Genomic DNA, 15,937 nt, shown 5'->3' on the forward strand with positions numbered 1-15,937 from the left:
TGCCAATGGTCAGGCGATCACTCCGACCGCCTGGCCCGCCGCCTTGAACATGCCCAGCACGCGCTGGATCTGCTCGGGCGTGTGTTCGGCGGAGAGCGAACAGCGCAGCAGGAACGTGCCGGCCGGGGTCGCGGGCGGACGGGCAAGGTTCACGTACAGCCCGTTTTCCAGCAATGTCTGCCACATCGCGGCACCCTGAACCTGATCGGTCAGGATGATGGCGATGATCGCGCTGTCGGCCTGTTCGGTGCCCAGCTTGAAGCCCATGTCCTTGAGGCCAGCATGCAGCGTGCGGGCATTGTCCCACAGTCGCGCGCGCTTTTCATGCGCGGTCATCAGCTTGCGGATCGAGGTCGCGGCGGTGGCGACGACGCTGGGCGGCAGCGATGCAGTGAAGATGTACGGACGGCAGGTGAGGCGGATCGCCTCGAACTTCGGGTGGTTCGACACGCAGAAGCCGCCGACGGTGCCGACCGACTTGCTGAACGTGCCGACGATGAAGTCGACATCGTCCTCGCACCCGAGCGCTTCATACACGCCGCGGCCATTGGGGCCGTAAAAGCCCATCGAATGCGCTTCGTCGGACAGGACCATCGCGCCATGCTTTTTGGCGACGGCGACCATTTCCTTGAGCGGGGCGATGTCGCCGAGCATCGAATAGACGCCCTCAAGCACCACCAGCTTGCCAGCGTCAGGCGGCAGACGGCCGAGGCGTTTGTCGAGATCCTCGACGCTGTTGTGGCGGAAGCGGACGATTTCGGCGACGCCCTGCTTGCACCCGTCATAGATCGACGCGTGGCTGTCGGCGTCGAGGATGATGTAGTCACCCTTGCCGGCCAGCGTCGAGATCATGCCGAGATTGGCCATGTACCCGGTCGAAAACACGATCGCGCCGGTCGTGCCGTAGAACTCACGCAGCGCCTGTTCGACGTCCATATGGTCGCGGAACGTGCCGTTGAGCATGCGGCTGCCGTTGGTGCCGCTGCCGAACTTGTCGAGCGCTTCCTTGCCCGCCGCGATCACGTCGGGGTCGAAGGTCATGCCCATATAATTGTAGGTGCCGAGCAGGATCGTGTCCTTGCCCTTGATCACCGCCTCGGTCGGCGATTTCACCTGTTCCATCACGACCGCATAGGGATCGATGAAGCCGGCATCGAGCAGCGCCTTGCGCTCCGCGATGATGGCGTCGAACTTGCTCATCAGATCGGGCTTGTCACCCGTCAGCGGAGCCGGAGCGTCGGAAGTGGCAATGGCGTCGGTCACGTGGGTTCAGCCCTTCAGCTTCTGGACCGCATCGACCAGCTGGCCGACGGTTTCGATCTCCGCCTGCATATTCATGGTGATGATGATGTCGAACTCGTCCTCGATCGCCGCGACGAAATCCATCACCGTCAGGCTGTCCCATTCGAGATCGCCGGCAAAGGTGGTGGAGTCGCTCAGAGCGACGCCCTTCTTGTTGAAGGGCTCGATCTGGGCCGAGATGGTGGCAAAGGTGTCGTTACGGTCGCTCATGCGCGGTCCTTAGATGGGTGGTGCCGCAGTGCCAAGCGATTGCGGCGGAATTGCGGGGAGAGCGGGGCGGTGCCTGACACCCCGTGGAGGGAAAGCTGACAATTTTGAGCGGTTGTCATGCGAAGTGTCAGGCGGTCTGCGCGACGCGATAGCGGGAGGATGCGGGCCGGAACCATCGCCTGAACCCAAGCAGCGAAAATCCAACATTTCAAGGGCGGTTAAGACGCCTAAAGCAATCCCTGCGACCGATACCAGTCGGCGGTCTGGACCAGCCCGTCGAGGGTCGCGATCTGCGGTGCCCAGAGCGCGGCCGGCGGGCGGTGGTGCGGGGTCGCGGTCCAGTCGGGGTGGCTCAGGTAGGCGGCGCGGTCGGGGGACAGCTTGGCATTCGCCTCCCGCAGGAAGCGGTCGGCATGGCCAGCAAGGTGGAGCAAGGCGCGGGGCACGTGGATCGGGATCGGGCGCTTGCCGACTGCGCCGCCGACCAGCCGGGCGAATTCGGCATGGCTGTAGCCGCCATCGACCCCGTCATCGCATTCATAGATGTGCCGCCCGCTGTCGCTCTCCGCCATCGCCACCAGCAGCCGGGCGAGGTCGTGGACATGGACCAGCGACACGCGGCCTGCGGGGGGCAGCACCACGAATCCGAACTTGGCCATGCGGAAGACGTCGCGCATCTCCATGTCGCCCGGGCCATAGACGCCCGGCGGGCGGATCATCGTCCAGTCGAGGCCGGATTTGCGCACTTCGTCCTCGGCGCGCTCCTTCGATCGGCCATATTCGGACAATTGCGGCTCGCGCGCCGAGAGCGAGGAGACGTGCACGAAGCGGCGCACGCCCATTGATGCGGCGGCGGCGGCCATGCGCGCGGTGCCGTGGACATTGCCGTTGATGAAACCGGCGGGGCTGAGCGCGTTCACCACCCCGGCGATATGGACCACCGCGTCGGCGCCGCTGGCGAGCCGGGCAAGCGCGTCCTCGCTGTCGAGATTGCCGGCGATCCAGGTGACGCCGTCGCGCGGCGGCTGGTCACGGCGGGTGAGCGCGCGGACGCGGTGGCCACGGGCGAGGGCGTGGTCGACGGTCGCCTTGCCGACGAAGCCGGTGGCGCCGGTGAGGGCGAGGGTGAGGGTCACAGCAGCACCATATGGTTGCGGTGGACCAAAGCCGAGCGGGGCGCGTAGCCGAGGATATCGCCCTGATCGTCGCTGCGGGTGCCGAGGATCGCCTGCGCTTCGCCTGCGTCATACTCGGCGAGGCCGCGCGCGATCGGGCCGTTCGGTCCCTCAATCGTCACGAGGTCGCCGCGGAAGAACATGCCGCGCACCGCGGTCGCGCCGATCGCGAGCAAGCTGCGTCCTTCGGTCAGCGCGGCGGCGGCGCCGGCGTCGATTGCGATTGCCCCCTTGGCAGTCAGGCGTCCGGCGAGCCAGGCTTTCCGGGCGCGCGTCCGTTTTTCGGGTAGGAAGATGGTGTGGCGGGCGTCGGCGGACAGCGGGCGATCGATGCGGCCGCTGGCGATGGCGAGGCTGACCCCGGCGCTGGCCGCGATCCGTGCCGCTTCGATCTTCGACACCATTCCGCCCGATCCCATGCCGGAGGCGGAGCCGCGATCGGCCATCCCCTCGATCCGCGCGTCGATCTGGTTGACCTGTGCGATATGCTCGGCACCCGGGAGGGCGGGGTTGCGGTCGTAGAGGCCGTCGATATCGCTGAGCAGGACCACGCCGTTGGCGTCGGCGGCTTGCGCGACGCGGGCGGCGAGGCGGTCATTGTCGCCGAAGCGGATTTCAGCCGTCGCGACGCTGTCATTTTCGTTGATGATCGGCACGACGCCGAGGCTGAGCAGGCGGCCCAGCGTCGCGGCGGCGTTGAGGTAGCGGCGGCGATCCTCAAGATCGTCGAGCGTGACCAGCATCTGTGCGGCGGTGAGGCCGTTGGCGGCCAGCACTTCGGCCCAGACCTGGCTGAGCGCGATCTGGCCGGTGGCAGCGGCGGCCTGAGCATCCTCAAGGCTGGCGCGGCCGCCTTTGGGGAGGTTGAGGCGGCGCGCGCCGAGTGCGATGGCACCGGAGGAGACGACCGCAACCTGCTGCCCCGCCTGCACCCGTTCGGCGATGTCGGCGGCGATCCCCTCCAGCCAATCGCGCCGCACGCCGCCATCGGGATCGACGAGCAGCGCCGATCCGATCTTGACGACGAGGCGCGGGCAGGAGGCGGGCGGGAAGAGGTTCATCGCGCGCGGCATACAGGCGCGGCGGGCGATGTGGGAAGTGGGGAAGTGTGTGTGGGGCCTCACGCCGATCGTGCTGAGCTTGTCGACGCGCCACTCCTGCGCTCTGTGACGGCGGGCTGTGGCCCTTCGACAAGCTCAGGGCAAACGGCCAAGCGGACAGGCCACTACCGCCCCTTTGTGTTCACCCAGCCGAACTAAGATTGATGCAGCGCACCGCTATGCATATGCCCATTGTTTCGGGGGCGTGTGGGGTAACACTATGGACGAGTTTCTCATCGTCAGCGACGGGCGTTGCGAAGGCCAGACTTCGTATGTCGGTGGCAGGCCGCAATTGCCGGACCGCTTTCCGATACCGTCGTGCGGTTTGTGCGGAAAGCAGCAAGCATTCTTCTTTCAGTTGCGTATCCCCGATGGCCTGCCGCGTCACGGCGAGACGATGGTCGTTTTTCAATGTGTTTCGTGCGCTCGCGAAGAAGGTCTTATTCCGGAGATGCTTGGAGGCCCGCTGAAGGGCGCTGTGGTGCCAAGGGGTTTCATCACAGGCTACCAGCGAAACTTTCGGGTCTTGTTTTTCGCGAACGATGAAATCGTTACCTGCGAAGAATACCGCGAGTTGGTAGCCTTTAAGGAGCTCAAATTCTCCGCTCGAAAATCCCGCGGGTTGTTCGGAAGGTTGGGGACGGCTGAGTGGCTGATGGAAGATGAAACTCCAAAGAGATTGGACACCGGTGAGCCGCTTGAATTTCTGATGCAGGTGAAAGCGGATTTCCATTTTTCGATAGTAGATGGCGCTCCGCACGCTGTGAAAATGGGCATTTTCGGTACCGAGGAGATATCTGACGAAAATTACTATCGGCTCTTCATATCTAACGAACTGTATATTTTCGTGAATGCGGTCGGAGAACCCTTTCCGTATTTATTGACTCAGTTCGAGTGAGATCGGTGGCTATTTTTTGAATGGGGCCAGTAGCCATCGCGCTAAAAGCGGTCGTCATAGGTTCACGGCCTAAAACCGCGTCTTCAGCCACGCATCGACGACCGGCGTCGCGGGATAGTCGGGCTGCCCCAGCTTGCGATTGATCTCTGCATGGCCGACGAGGCCACGGCCCTCGATCCGCGTGACCTGAGCCGGGGTGCCAGCTTTGCGCAGCGCGGCGCCGAGGCCTTCGGACTGGCGCTTGCCGTCGTCGCGGTCGACATGGAGGATCAGGAAGGCGGGGGCGTTCGGTCCGGCGGCGTGGAGGGTGGGGGATAGCGATTTTTGGCGCGCGGGGTCGCTGCCGAATGCTTGCGCATAGGTATCCTGCATGAACCGCCCGCCGTCGGCGATCTGGGCGGGAACGTCATAGGCCGCGCCGTCGAGCGGGATCACGCCGCGAATGTCGGACAGGGCGAAGCCGGCGGCGCGGGCATAGCTGGGGTCGGTGCCGACCAGAGCGACGAGGTGCGCGCCGGCGCTGTGGCCCATCAGCACCATCCTGGCCGGGTCGATGTTGAGGCGGGTGGCGTTGCTGCGCAGCCAGGCAAAGGCGGCGGCGACATCGGCGGCCTGATCCTCGACCTTTGCGGCGGGGACGAGGCGGTAGTTGACCGAGGCGACGGCATAGCCCTGTTCGAGGAAATGCGTGACCTTGTCCGCGCCGGTCGCGTTGCGCTTGTCGCCGCGCTTCCACCCGCCGCCATGGACGAAGATCACGATCGGTGCGGGTTTGGCCTTGTCCTTTGCCGCCCAGAAATCGAGCTTTTGCAGCGGGTCGGTGCCGAAGCTGTGTTCGACCATCCCCGCGGCGGGAGCCTCGGCTCCGCGCGCACCGGCGCGTTCGGCCAGCCGTTCGCGCAGGCGCTGCGCCTCGGCGACGGGTGTGGCGACGATGGCGACCCCGGCGAGAAGAACCAACAGCCTGACCATGTTTACCCTCCGGCGATCGTGATGCCGTGGTTTTGGCAGGTCATTGCTGAACCGAAACTGTCCGGTGCTGGTTACTCGCCGCCAAAGGTGTAGCTGAGCGCGAGGCCGACCGAAGGCTGGCTGCGCGACCCGGCGGTGCGGACATAGGGCGAGCTTCCGGCGTCGCCGACCAGATGGTCGTAGCGGGCATAGGCGCTGATGCCGATGCGCTTGTTGAGCTGGCGCAGATAGCCGGCGGCGATGCCGACCCCCTCGACGCCGCCATCGGGGCGGTATTGCGCCAGGCCCGACGCGGCGCTGTCGGCTGCGGTGATGCCGTACCAGGCGCGGTGATATTTTGCGTCGGCGAACGTCACGCGCGGGCCGACCGAGAACAGCCACTGGTCGCCGTCGCGGGCGATGTAGTCGGCGCTCAGCTCGCCGACCAGGCCATCATGGCCGCTGACCGCCTGTCGTGCCTCGGCCCGCACGCGCAGGTTCTTGGCGACATAGGTCTGGGCGAAGCCGCCGATTTCGAAACTGAAGCCGACTTCGTGCAGCGGAACGCCGATGTCAGCGGCCTTGCGCTTTCCCTTGAAGCCGAGCGCGGGGCCGAATTCGACGGGGCCGGCTTCGACGACCGGGAAGCCGAAGCTCTCATCGGGCGCCTCGAAATCGAACAGGTCGTCGCCGCGCGCGCGGGAGACTTCAAAGAAGGGGCCGAACGAGAGGTCCTTGGCGCCGGGCGTCTTGGGCGAGAGCTGCGGCCCGACATAGATGCGGGTGCGCAGCGGTTCGCGCTCCTTCTCCTCCTCCTGCGCGGCGGCGGGCAGGGCGATGGCGACAAGGGCGAGCGGCGTGAAGCGAAGCAACATGGGTCGCAACCTAGGGTCCAGACCCATAGCTGGCAACGATCGTGACGGCCCGCCGCTCCGCGGTTGCCCTGACGCGCCCGCTGGTCTGCGTCGCGACCCTTGCGCGTAGCGCCGCTACGCGCTGCGGGCCGCTCCTTGCCAGCGAACCCGTTAGGGCAATCACGATCATTGCCAGCTATGGGTCTGGACCCTGGGGCATCGCTGGCCGAGCGCCAATCAGTCGCGCGCGAAAATCTCGTCGTGCGGGATGGTTAGGTCGAGGGAGGGCAGGGGAATGCCGCGCGTCGCCGAGAAAGGTTGGTCCAGCCACCCGTCTGTCTGGCGCTCGACCGATCGGCACAACTGGTTTGCGGGGTCGATGAACGCGATGGTGCTGACGCTGGGCATCGCGCGATACTCCTCAAGCTTGGTGCCCTGGTCGAATGTCGTAGTGCTGGGCGACAGCACCTCGATCACCACTGTCGGATTCTCAAGCGTTGTTTCGCCCGTGAACGGGTCAGGCGACTGGCCGCAATAGACGGTCACATCAGGATAGCGCACATCGGTGTCGGTAACCTTCAGTGCCATGTCTGGCCCATACGGCCGGCAGCTGCTTCCGCGCAGTTTTTGCCGCAGCCAGGTCAGAACATTACCCTGCACCCAAGAATGCGCCTGAGTGCCGCCGGTCATCATATAAATCACGCCATCGTGAAGCTCGAATTTCTTGTCGGTGCCGAAATCCATTTCAAGGAATTCGTCCGCTGTGATCGGGCGATAGGCTGGGTCGCGGCGCATGGCAGGATACTACCACGCGGCCTGGAAATCAGCAAAGCGATCCGGTCAGCTGCCTAGATCGGCGACCACTCCACCTCTTCCGCGCCGTCATCGTCGTCGCTGACGCGGGCGTGGTCGGGGCCGATGGCTTCGAGCAGCTTGTCGAGCGCCCAGTCGACGCCGATGCCCGCCGCGCCGGAGATCGCGATGACTTCCGCCCCACTGGCCTCTTCGAGTTCGGCGGAGAGGGCGGCGATCAGTTCGTCGTCGAGCATGTCGATCTTGTTCAGAGCGACAATGATCTTCTTGTCGAGCAGGCCCGCGCCATAGGCGTCGAGCTCGTCGCGGACGATGCGGTAGCTGGTGGCGACGTCCTCGTCATTGGCGTCGACCAGATGCAGCAGCACCTTGCACCGTTCGATATGGCCGAGGAAGCGGTCGCCGATCCCGGCGCCTTCCGCTGCGCCTTCGATCAGGCCGGGGATGTCGGCGATGACGAACTCATTGCCCTTGTGCCGCACCACGCCGAGCTGGGGGCGGGTGGTGGTGAAGGCGTAGGCGCCGACCTTGGCCTGGGCGTTGGTGACGGCATTGATGAAGGTGGACTTGCCGGCGTTGGGCAGGCCCACGAGCCCTGCGTCGGCGAGCAGCTTGAGCCGCAGCCACACGAACATTTCCTCGCCCGGCCAGCCGGTGCCGTGCTGGCGCGGGGTGCGGTTGGTGCTGGTCTTGTAGCTGGCATTGCCGCGCCCGCCATCGCCGCCGCGCAGGAAGACGATGCGCTGGCCTTCCTCGGTGAGGTCGGCGAGCAGGGTACGTTCCTCGTCATCGGCGAGGATCTGGGTGCCGATCGGCACCTTGATGACGAGATCGTCGCCGCCCGCGCCGGTCTTGTTGCTGCCCGAACCGCCATGGCCGCGCGGGGCACGGAAATGCTGGGTGTAGCGGAAGTCGATCAGCGTGTTGAGGCCGGGCACGGCTTCAAAGATGATGTCGCCGCCCTTGCCGCCGTCGCCGCCATCGGGACCGCCATATTCGATATACTTCTCACGCCGGAACCCGACGGCGCCGCCGCCGCCCCAGCCGGATTTGATGAAGATCTTTGCCTGGTCGAGAAAATGCATGATTAAATGTCCTGGCCCCACATCTTTAGAAAGCGCGGGGAGCCGATAAGTTGACGAAGCGCGATTTCGCGCGCGGCGCCACGGGGGAGGTCGAGCGAGCGGGCCAGCTGTTCGCCGAGCAGCGCGTCGCCCATCGCCATGAGGACGAGCGCCAGCGTATCCTCACGCAGTGCGACGCCCGATTCTTCGCCCTCGACTGCGGCGATCTGATCGACGAGGCCGTGGATGACTTCGAGGATCGGGTCCAGCGCATCTTCATTGCCCGACAGGATCATCCAGCTGGCGAGGGCGCCGGCGCCGGATTTGTCGAAGGCGTCGAAGGCGAGATCGACGACCTGGCGTGGCTTGTCCTCAGTCGGGGCCTGGCCGTCGGCGCGTGCCTCCTGAATCAGGCGGACGATGCGGGCGCAGACCGTCTCGGCCAGGCTGCGGGCGAGCGCGCGCTGAAGCCCCGCCGCCGAACCGAAATGGTGGAGCAGATTGGCATGCGTGCGCCCGATCCGCGCGGCGACGGCCTTGAGCGTGACGGCTTGCGGCCCCGCCTCGATCAGGATCGCGCGCGCCGCCTCCAGCGCGGCATCGCGTGATTCTTCGGGGCTGAGCCGACGGCGTTCGGAGATGGGCGTTATTGACATTTGTGTAAGTAAGCGATAAGTCTGTTCCCGACTGCCTTGGAGCAAAACCATGTCGAACGCAAAGACTCCCGCTGACCTCACCATCACCCCGCGCGACCGCCGGTTCGGGCGCGGACAGCGGCAGGACCGCCTGTGGCTGAACGGAGATGTCGCCGCGACCGCATTCTATAACGCGCTGTCGGTGACGTTTCCGAAGGGTGAAGCCTATTTCATCGAGAGCGTGAAGGCGTTCCGGGACGGGGTGGACGAGAAGCTGGCGCGCGAGATCAAGGCGTTCACGGTTCAGGAAGTCGTGCACAGCCGCGAGCATGTCGCGTTCAACAAGCGTGTGCTCGATCATGGCTATGACATCACCCGGCTGGAATCGCGCGTCGATCAGGTGCTGGCGATCGCGCGGTCGCGGCCCAAGATCGTCCAGCTCGCCGCGACGATGGCGCTAGAGCATTATACCGCGATCCTCGCTGCGGAGCTGATCCGGAACCCGAAGCATCTGGAAGGGGCCGATCAGGCGAATGGAGACCTGTGGCGCTGGCATGCGCTGGAGGAGATCGAGCATAAGGGTGTCGCCTATGACACCTATCTCCACGCGACGCGCGGCATGAGCCGGTGGAAAAGGTGGAAGATCAAGTCGCTGACGATGCTGCTGATCAGCTTCACCTTCTGGAAGCACCGGATCGAGGGGACGCTGGACCTGATGGCGCAGGATGGCTGCACCGGCTGGCGCGCCAAGGCGATGGTGGCGAAGTATCTGCTGGTCTCGCCGGGCATTGTCACGCGGATGATTCCCGCCTGGATCAGCTACTTCCTGCCCGGTTTCCACCCGTGGAACCACGACGATCGCGCGCTGATCCAGAAGGCGGAAAGCGACTATGAAGCGGCGATTCTCCCTCAGGGAACCGCCGCCGCCTGACCGTGTTTTGAATTACTGAACGTAAAATATCAGAAATTATCCGTTGCGGGGTTGAAACCTCTTTTCCCGCTCCCCAATTGCTGCGGTGCAATAAGGGGAAATACGATTATGCGTGTCCTGGCAGGCTTTGTGGCACTGGCGGCTTTGAGTGCTTGTGGTGGCGGACAGCCGCCCGCTGCGCCGCCGCCGCCCGAAGTGATGGTCGCAACGCCGCTCCAGCGCGAAGTCGTCGACTGGGATGATTATACCGGTCGCTTCGTCGCACCTGAGGATGTCGAGCTGCGTGCGCGGGTCAACGGTGTCATCACCGCAGTCCATTTCCGCGACGGCCAGGATGTCCGCAAGGGCCAGGCGCTGTTCACGATCGACCCGCGCCCGTATCGCGCCCAGCTGATGCAGGCGCAGGCGCAGATTGCGCGGGCACAGGCAGCGCTCAACAATGCCCGCCAAGTCACCGCCCGCAGCCGTGCGCTGGCGAGCGCGCAGGCAGTCAGCGCCGAGGAGCTGGAGGCGAACGTCGCCGCCGAGCGCAGCGCTGCCGCCGATCTGGCCGCGGGTCGCGCATCGGCGTCGCAGGCGATGCTGAACCTTGGCTTCACCACCGTCCGCGCGCCGTTCAGCGGGCGCATTTCCGATCGCAAGGTCAGCATCGGCGATTTCGTGGCCGAAGGGCAGACGGTGCTGACGCGCGTCGTGTCGCTCAACCCGATCTGGTTCGAGTTTGAGGGGGCCGAAGCCTTTTACCTCAAGAACCTGCGGCAGGATCAGCGCGGTGAGCGCGGCTCGTCGCGCACCACGGCGAATCCGGTGCAGATCCAGCTGGCCGATGAGGCCAGCTATCGCTGGAACGGCCAGATGGCGTTCCTCGACAATGCGGTGGACCCCAATTCGGGCACGATCCGCGCGCATGCCGTGGTTCCCAACCCGACCGGATTCCTGACGCCGGGGATGTTCGGGCGTGCGCGCCTGCTCGGTTCGGGCAGCTATCGCGCGATGCTGGTGCCGGACGAAGCGATCGTCACCGACCAGACCCGCCGCCTTGTCTATGTGCTGAGCAAGGACAACAAGGCGACGCCGCGGGTGGTCGAGGTGGGCGCGAAGGCCGAAGGGCTGCGCATCGTCCGCGACGGACTTGCTCCGACCGACCGGGTGATCCTGACCGGCATCGGCCGGCTGCAGCCCGGTGCGACGGTCACGCCCAAGGCGGGCAAGATCACGCCCGACGCGACCAAGCAGGCAGCGCCCACGCGTCCCATCGATCCGCCGGCTTCGGGCCAGGCGACCGTCCAGTAAGGGGCGCAAGCCATGAAATTCCCGCATTTCTTCATCGACCGGCCGATCTTTGCGGCGGTCCTCTCGATCCTGATCGTGATCGTTGGGGCCGTCGCCTACCCATCGCTCCCGATCGCGCAATATCCCAACATCGCGCCGCCCACCGTGGTCGTGACCGCCAACTATCCCGGCGCGAATGCCGAGACGGTGGCGGAAACGGTTGCCGCCCCGATCGAACAGGCGATCAACGGCGTCGACAACATGCTCTACATGACGTCGTCCTCGACCGGGAACGGCCAGACGCAGATCACCATCGCGTTCAAGCAGGGCACCAATGTCGATCAGGCGCAGGTGCTGGTGCAGAACAAGGTCGCGACGGCCGAGCCGCGCCTGCCCGAAGATGTCCGCCGCATCGGCGTGACGGTGAACAAGAGCTCGCCCGACTTCCTGATGGTCGCGTTCTTCACCTCGCCGGACAAGAGCCTGGATATCCAGTATATCTCCAACTACGTCACGCTGCAGGTTCAGGACCGCATCGCGCGCATCCCGGGCGTGGGTCAGGCGCAGGCGTTTGGCGGGCGCGACTATAACATGCGCGTGTGGATCGATCCGGGCCTTGCCGCCGCGCGCGACATGACCGTGGATGAAGTGGTCAACGCGATCCGTGGCCAGAACGTTCAGGTCGCGGCCGGCACCGTCGGCGCGCCGCCTTATGGTAATGTCAGCCCCGCGTTCGAGCTGGGCGTGCAGACCAAGGGCCGTCTGACCACACCCGACGAGTTCGGCGCGATCATCATCAAGCGCGACACCACCGGCCGCCTGACCCATTTGCGCGAGGTCGCACGGGTCGAGCTGGGTGCGCAGGATTACAACTTCAACGGCTATCTCAACGACAAGCGCGCGGTCGGCATGGGTATCTTCCAGCTGCCCGGCTCCAACGCGCTGGCGACTGCGGATGCGGTGAAGGCCGAGCTGGACAGCCTGGCCAAGGACTTCCCGCCGGGGATGACCTATTCGATCGACTATAACCCGACCGAGTACATCTCTGAATCGATCACCGCGGTCGAGCATACGCTGATCGAAGCGCTGGTGCTCGTCGTGCTCGTCGTCCTGATCTTCCTGCAAAGCTGGCGCGCGGCGGTGGTGCCGATCGTGGCGATCCCGATTTCGCTGATCGGCGCGTTCGCGGTGCTGCTGGCGTTCGGCTACTCGCTCAATACGCTGTCGCTGTTCGGCCTGGTCCTTGCCATCGGTATCGTCGTCGATGACGCGATCGTGGTGGTCGAGAATGTCGAGCGGCTGATGGAAGAGGAGGGGCTATCCCCCAAGGACGCCGCGCACAAGACGATGGACGAAGTGTCGGGCGCGATCATCGCGATCAGCCTGGTGCTGGTCGGCGTGTTCGTGCCGACGATGTTCATTCCGGGCATTTCGGGTGCCTTCTACCAGCAGTTCGCGATCACCATCGCGTCGGCCACGGTGATCTCCGCATTCGTGTCGCTGACGCTCTCCCCGGCGCTGTGCGCGCTGGTGCTGAAGCACAAGGGGCATGACAGCGAGCCGGCGCCGGGCTGGCGCGGGCTGCCGGCTCGGGCCGGGGCGTCGTTCAATCGCGGCTTCAACCGGCTGGCCGAAAATTACGGCAAGCTGACCGCGAAGCTGGTGCGCATGCTGATGGTCGTCGGCGTGGTGTATGTCGCGCTGATCCTGGTGGCCGGGTGGCGCTTCACCGCGACCCCGTCGGGCTTCATTCCGCCGCAGGATCAGGGTTATCTGATCGGCGCGGTGCAGCTGCCGCCGGGTTCGTCGCTCAACCGCACCGATGGTGTTGTGCAGGAGGCGATCGTCGCCGCCCGCAAGCTCCCCGGCGTCAAATATGTCGTTGGCTTTGCCGGCCTTGACGGTGCGAGCTTCTCGACGGCGTCCAATGCTGGCGTGCTCTTCATCGGGCTCGCGCCACATGCCGACCGTGACCAGAGCGCAGACGATATCCAGCAGGCGCTCTATGGCGCGCTCGCCCCGATCAAGGGCGGCGACATCCTCGTCATCGCGCCGCCTTCGGTTCCGGGCATCGGCACCGGCGGCGGGTTCAAGATGATGATCCAGGACCGTGAAGGGCTGGGCTATCAGGCGCTGGCGCAATCCGCCTTTGGCATGATGATGGGCGCGAACCAGCAGGAGAGCGTCGCGGGTGCCTTCACGCTGTTCAACACCGGCACGCCGCGCCTGACCGCGGATGTCGATCGCGAGCGGGCCGAGCGGATGGGTGTGCCGGTGTCCAACGTCTTCTCGACGCTGGGTGCCTATCTCGGCTCGTCCTATGTCAACGACTTCAACTATCTGGGCCGCACCTTCCGCGTGACGGCGCAGGCCGACGCACCCTATCGCGACGATGCCACTGACATTCAGGGTCTCAAGACCCGGTCGGCGTCGGGCGAGATGGTGCCGATGAGTTCGGTGATGACGTTGAAGAACGACAGCGGGCCGTATCGCGTGGTGCGCCACAACCTCTATCCGGCGGCCGAATTGCAGGGCGATTCCAAGCCCGGCTATTCGACCGGCCAGACGCTCGATTCGATGGAGGCACTCGCGGCACAGACGCTGCCGCAGGGCATGAGTTTCGAATGGACCGAGCTGGCGCTCGAGCAGAAATCGGCGGGCAATACCGGGACGATCGCCTTTGCGCTGGCGGTGGTGTTCGTCTTCCTGCTGCTCGCTGCGCTCTATGAGAGCCTGGTGCTGCCGCTGGCGGTGATCCTGATCGTGCCGATGTGCCTGCTTGCCGCGATCCTTGGGGTCAATGTGATGGGGATGGACAATAATATCCTCACGCAGATCGGTCTGGTGGTGCTGATCGGGCTGGCGGCGAAGAACGCGATCCTGATCGTCGAATTCGCGCGGCAGAACGAGGATCAGGGCATGGACATGTTCGAGGCGGCCAAGCATGCGGCGGCCCAGCGTATGCGGCCGATCGTGATGACGTCGATCGCCTTCATCCTCGGCGTGCTGCCGCTGGTGATCGCGAGCGGGGCGGCGGCGGAGCTGCGCCAGGCGCTGGGTGTTGCGGTGTTCTTTGGCATGATCGGTGTGACGATCTTCGGCCTGATCTTCACCCCGGCATTCTATGTCATCAGCCGCAAGTTTGGCATCTGGGCGAGCGCACAGCGCGCACGCCTGGGCCGCAAACCCCATGACCCCGTGACGGAGCCCGCAGCATGAAGCGCCTTTTCATCGTAAGCGCGAGCGCGGCGTTGCTGGCGGGCTGTTCGGTTGGCCCGACCTATCAGCGGCCCGAAACCCCGCCCGCTGCGGCAGCAGCGTTTGTCGATCCCGGCATGACCAAGGTCTCGCCCGGGGCAGTCGAGGGCGAATGGTGGCGGCTGTTCAAGGATCCCGCGCTCGACCGACTGGTGGTTGAGGCGCTGACCTACAACACCGACATCCGTCAGGCGTCGGCAAACCTGAAGCGTGCGCGCGCGATCCTGTCGGAATCGCGTGGCGCGCGGTTGCCGGGGACCAGTGTGAGTTCGGGCTATACCCGCTCGCGCACCGGGGCGGAGAGTGCGCAGGGCGCGCTGCCGGCTGGTGTGGATGGGGTCGAGGGCGACTTCTTCCGGGTCGGGCTGGACGCATCCTATGAGGTCGACCTGTTCGGGCGGGGGAGCCGTTCGATCGAGGCGTCGCGCGCGGATGTCGATGCGGCGCAGGCGGCGCTCGACGGCGCGCGCGTGGCGATCGCCGCGGAGACGGCGCGGACCTATGCCGCGGCGTGCGGCTTTGCCGCGCAGGCGGCGGTGGCGCGCGAGACGGTGCAGCTGCAGAGCCGCACGCTCGACCTGACCCAGCGGCTGGTCGACGCCGGGCGCGGCACCATTCGCGATGTCGATCAGGCGCGCGTGCTGGCCGAGAATGCCCGCGCGCAGGTGCCGGCGTTCGAGGCGGAGCGGCGCGCGGCGCTGTATGCGCTGGCGACGCTGACCGGCAAGCCGCCGGCGGAGCTGGACGGGCAGGCCGACGCCTGCGCGACCCCGCCGGGCGTGTCGGCGCTGATCCCGGTCGGCGATGGGCAGGCCTTGCTGGCCCGCCGTCCCGATGTGCGTCAGGCCGAGCGTCAGCTGGCGGCGGATACCGCGCGGGTCGGGGTGGCGACCGCCGCGCTCTATCCGTCGATCACGCTGGGCGGATCGGTGTCGCTGGGCGCGCAGAATATCGAGGATCTGGGCAAGAGCTCATCGTTCAACTTCTCGCTCGGGCCGTTGCTCAGCTGGAATTTCCCCAACCTGACTGCAGCGCGCTCGCGCGTGCGTCAGGCTGAGGCGGGGGCGGAGGGTTCGCTCGCCGCGTTCGACGGCACGGTGCTGACGGCGCTGCGTGAAGTCGAGCAGGCGCTGGCGCGCTATTCGGGTGAGATCGAGCGCAATGTCGCGCTGCGTCGCGCCGATGCGTCGGCGACCAACGCCGCGCGGATCGCGATCCTGCGGTTCGAGGCGGGACGCGACAGCCTGCTCCAGCGGATCGACGCCGAGCGCGAGCGGGCAGGGGCGCGTGCGTCGCTCGCCCAGTCGAATGCGGCGCTGGCGGAGGCGCAGGTGGCGCTGTTCAAGGCGCTGGGCGGCGGCTGGGAAACCGCGCCGGATACCGTGCGGCGCGAGGCTGTAGCCACTAACTGAGGTCCAGAGTTTCGGGCGGAGTCGTGTTGCGTAACTGGCTCCGTCCGATCATCCTGCGTGCC

The 15,937-nt window shown here is 65.8% G+C and carries 14 protein-coding genes; 5 read left to right on the top strand and 9 right to left on the bottom strand.

Annotated features, from left to right (window positions below; all coding sequences use genetic code 11):
* Window positions 1–9: 9 nt before the first annotated feature.
* The 4 genes from spt to proB all read right to left on the bottom strand — a co-directional run bounded on the left by spt (window position 10) and on the right by proB (window position 3,748).
* Window positions 10–1,200 (bottom strand): serine palmitoyltransferase, encoded by a 1,191-nt coding sequence (gene spt, locus VGN66_RS08365; RefSeq protein ID WP_327518581.1) that lies wholly within the window; start codon window positions 1,198–1,200, stop codon window positions 10–12.
* A 69-nt stretch (window positions 1,201–1,269) separates the two neighbouring features.
* Window positions 1,270–1,512 (bottom strand): acyl carrier protein, encoded by a 243-nt coding sequence (locus VGN66_RS08370; RefSeq protein ID WP_224923502.1) that lies wholly within the window; start codon window positions 1,510–1,512, stop codon window positions 1,270–1,272.
* A gap of 227 nt (window positions 1,513–1,739) precedes the next feature.
* The gene (locus VGN66_RS08375) at window positions 1,740–2,648 is read right to left on the bottom strand and encodes an NAD-dependent epimerase/dehydratase family protein (protein ID WP_327518377.1); all 909 of its coding nucleotides are present in this window, start codon (window positions 2,646–2,648) and stop codon (window positions 1,740–1,742) included.
* Window positions 2,645–3,748 carry a glutamate 5-kinase gene (gene proB / locus VGN66_RS08380; RefSeq protein ID WP_327518378.1) on the bottom strand — a complete coding sequence of 368 codons (1,104 nt, stop codon included), beginning with the start codon at window positions 3,746–3,748 and terminating at the stop codon, window positions 2,645–2,647. The genes VGN66_RS08375 and proB overlap by 4 nt, the downstream gene beginning before the upstream one ends.
* 259 nt (window positions 3,749–4,007) lie before the next feature.
* Here proB and VGN66_RS08385 point away from each other — a divergent pair, with 259 nt between their 5' ends.
* A complete protein-coding gene (locus tag VGN66_RS08385) occupies window positions 4,008–4,685 on the top strand; it encodes a hypothetical protein (protein WP_327518379.1) in 678 nt (225 codons plus the stop codon).
* A gap of 69 nt (window positions 4,686–4,754) precedes the next feature.
* Here the strand turns inward: VGN66_RS08385 and VGN66_RS08390 are convergent, their stop codons facing one another.
* From VGN66_RS08390 to VGN66_RS08410, 5 genes are all read right to left on the bottom strand, one after another.
* A complete protein-coding gene (locus VGN66_RS08390; RefSeq protein ID WP_327518380.1) occupies window positions 4,755–5,657 on the bottom strand; it encodes an alpha/beta hydrolase in 903 nt (300 codons plus the stop codon).
* A 71-nt stretch (window positions 5,658–5,728) separates the two neighbouring features.
* Window positions 5,729–6,511 (bottom strand): MipA/OmpV family protein, encoded by a 783-nt coding sequence (locus VGN66_RS08395; protein ID WP_327518381.1) that lies wholly within the window; start codon window positions 6,509–6,511, stop codon window positions 5,729–5,731.
* 216 nt (window positions 6,512–6,727) lie between these two features.
* Window positions 6,728–7,285, bottom strand: coding sequence for a Uma2 family endonuclease (locus VGN66_RS08400; RefSeq protein WP_327518382.1), 558 nt, complete (start codon window positions 7,283–7,285; stop codon window positions 6,728–6,730).
* A gap of 53 nt (window positions 7,286–7,338) precedes the next feature.
* Window positions 7,339–8,388 carry a GTPase ObgE gene (gene obgE, locus VGN66_RS08405; protein WP_327518383.1) on the bottom strand — a complete coding sequence of 350 codons (1,050 nt, stop codon included), beginning with the start codon at window positions 8,386–8,388 and terminating at the stop codon, window positions 7,339–7,341.
* 2 nt (window positions 8,389–8,390) lie between these two features.
* The gene (locus VGN66_RS08410) at window positions 8,391–9,023 is read right to left on the bottom strand and encodes a TetR/AcrR family transcriptional regulator (RefSeq protein WP_224923507.1); all 633 of its coding nucleotides are present in this window, start codon (window positions 9,021–9,023) and stop codon (window positions 8,391–8,393) included.
* 49 nt (window positions 9,024–9,072) lie between these two features.
* Between VGN66_RS08410 and VGN66_RS08415 the strand changes: the two genes are divergently transcribed.
* The 4 genes from VGN66_RS08415 to VGN66_RS08430 all read left to right on the top strand — a co-directional run bounded on the left by VGN66_RS08415 (window position 9,073) and on the right by VGN66_RS08430 (window position 15,875).
* Window positions 9,073–9,933, top strand: a complete 861-nt coding sequence (locus VGN66_RS08415) for a metal-dependent hydrolase (protein WP_327518384.1) — start codon at window positions 9,073–9,075, stop codon at window positions 9,931–9,933.
* A gap of 108 nt (window positions 9,934–10,041) precedes the next feature.
* Window positions 10,042–11,226: an efflux RND transporter periplasmic adaptor subunit gene (locus VGN66_RS08420; protein WP_327518385.1), complete on the top strand. Its 1,185-nt coding sequence runs from the start codon at window positions 10,042–10,044 to the stop codon at window positions 11,224–11,226.
* Between the two features lie 12 nt (window positions 11,227–11,238).
* A complete protein-coding gene (locus VGN66_RS08425) occupies window positions 11,239–14,424 on the top strand; it encodes a multidrug efflux RND transporter permease subunit (RefSeq protein ID WP_327518386.1) in 3,186 nt (1,061 codons plus the stop codon).
* Complete coding sequence (locus tag VGN66_RS08430; RefSeq protein ID WP_327518387.1) at window positions 14,421–15,875, top strand: TolC family protein; 1,455 nt, start codon at window positions 14,421–14,423, stop codon at window positions 15,873–15,875. Before VGN66_RS08425 ends, VGN66_RS08430 begins: the two co-directional genes overlap by 4 nt.
* The last annotated feature ends 62 nt before the right edge of the window (window positions 15,876–15,937 follow it).

It is taken from the genome of Sphingomonas sp. (assembly GCF_035998645.1).
Classification (GTDB): Bacteria; Pseudomonadota; Alphaproteobacteria; order Sphingomonadales; family Sphingomonadaceae; genus Sphingomonas.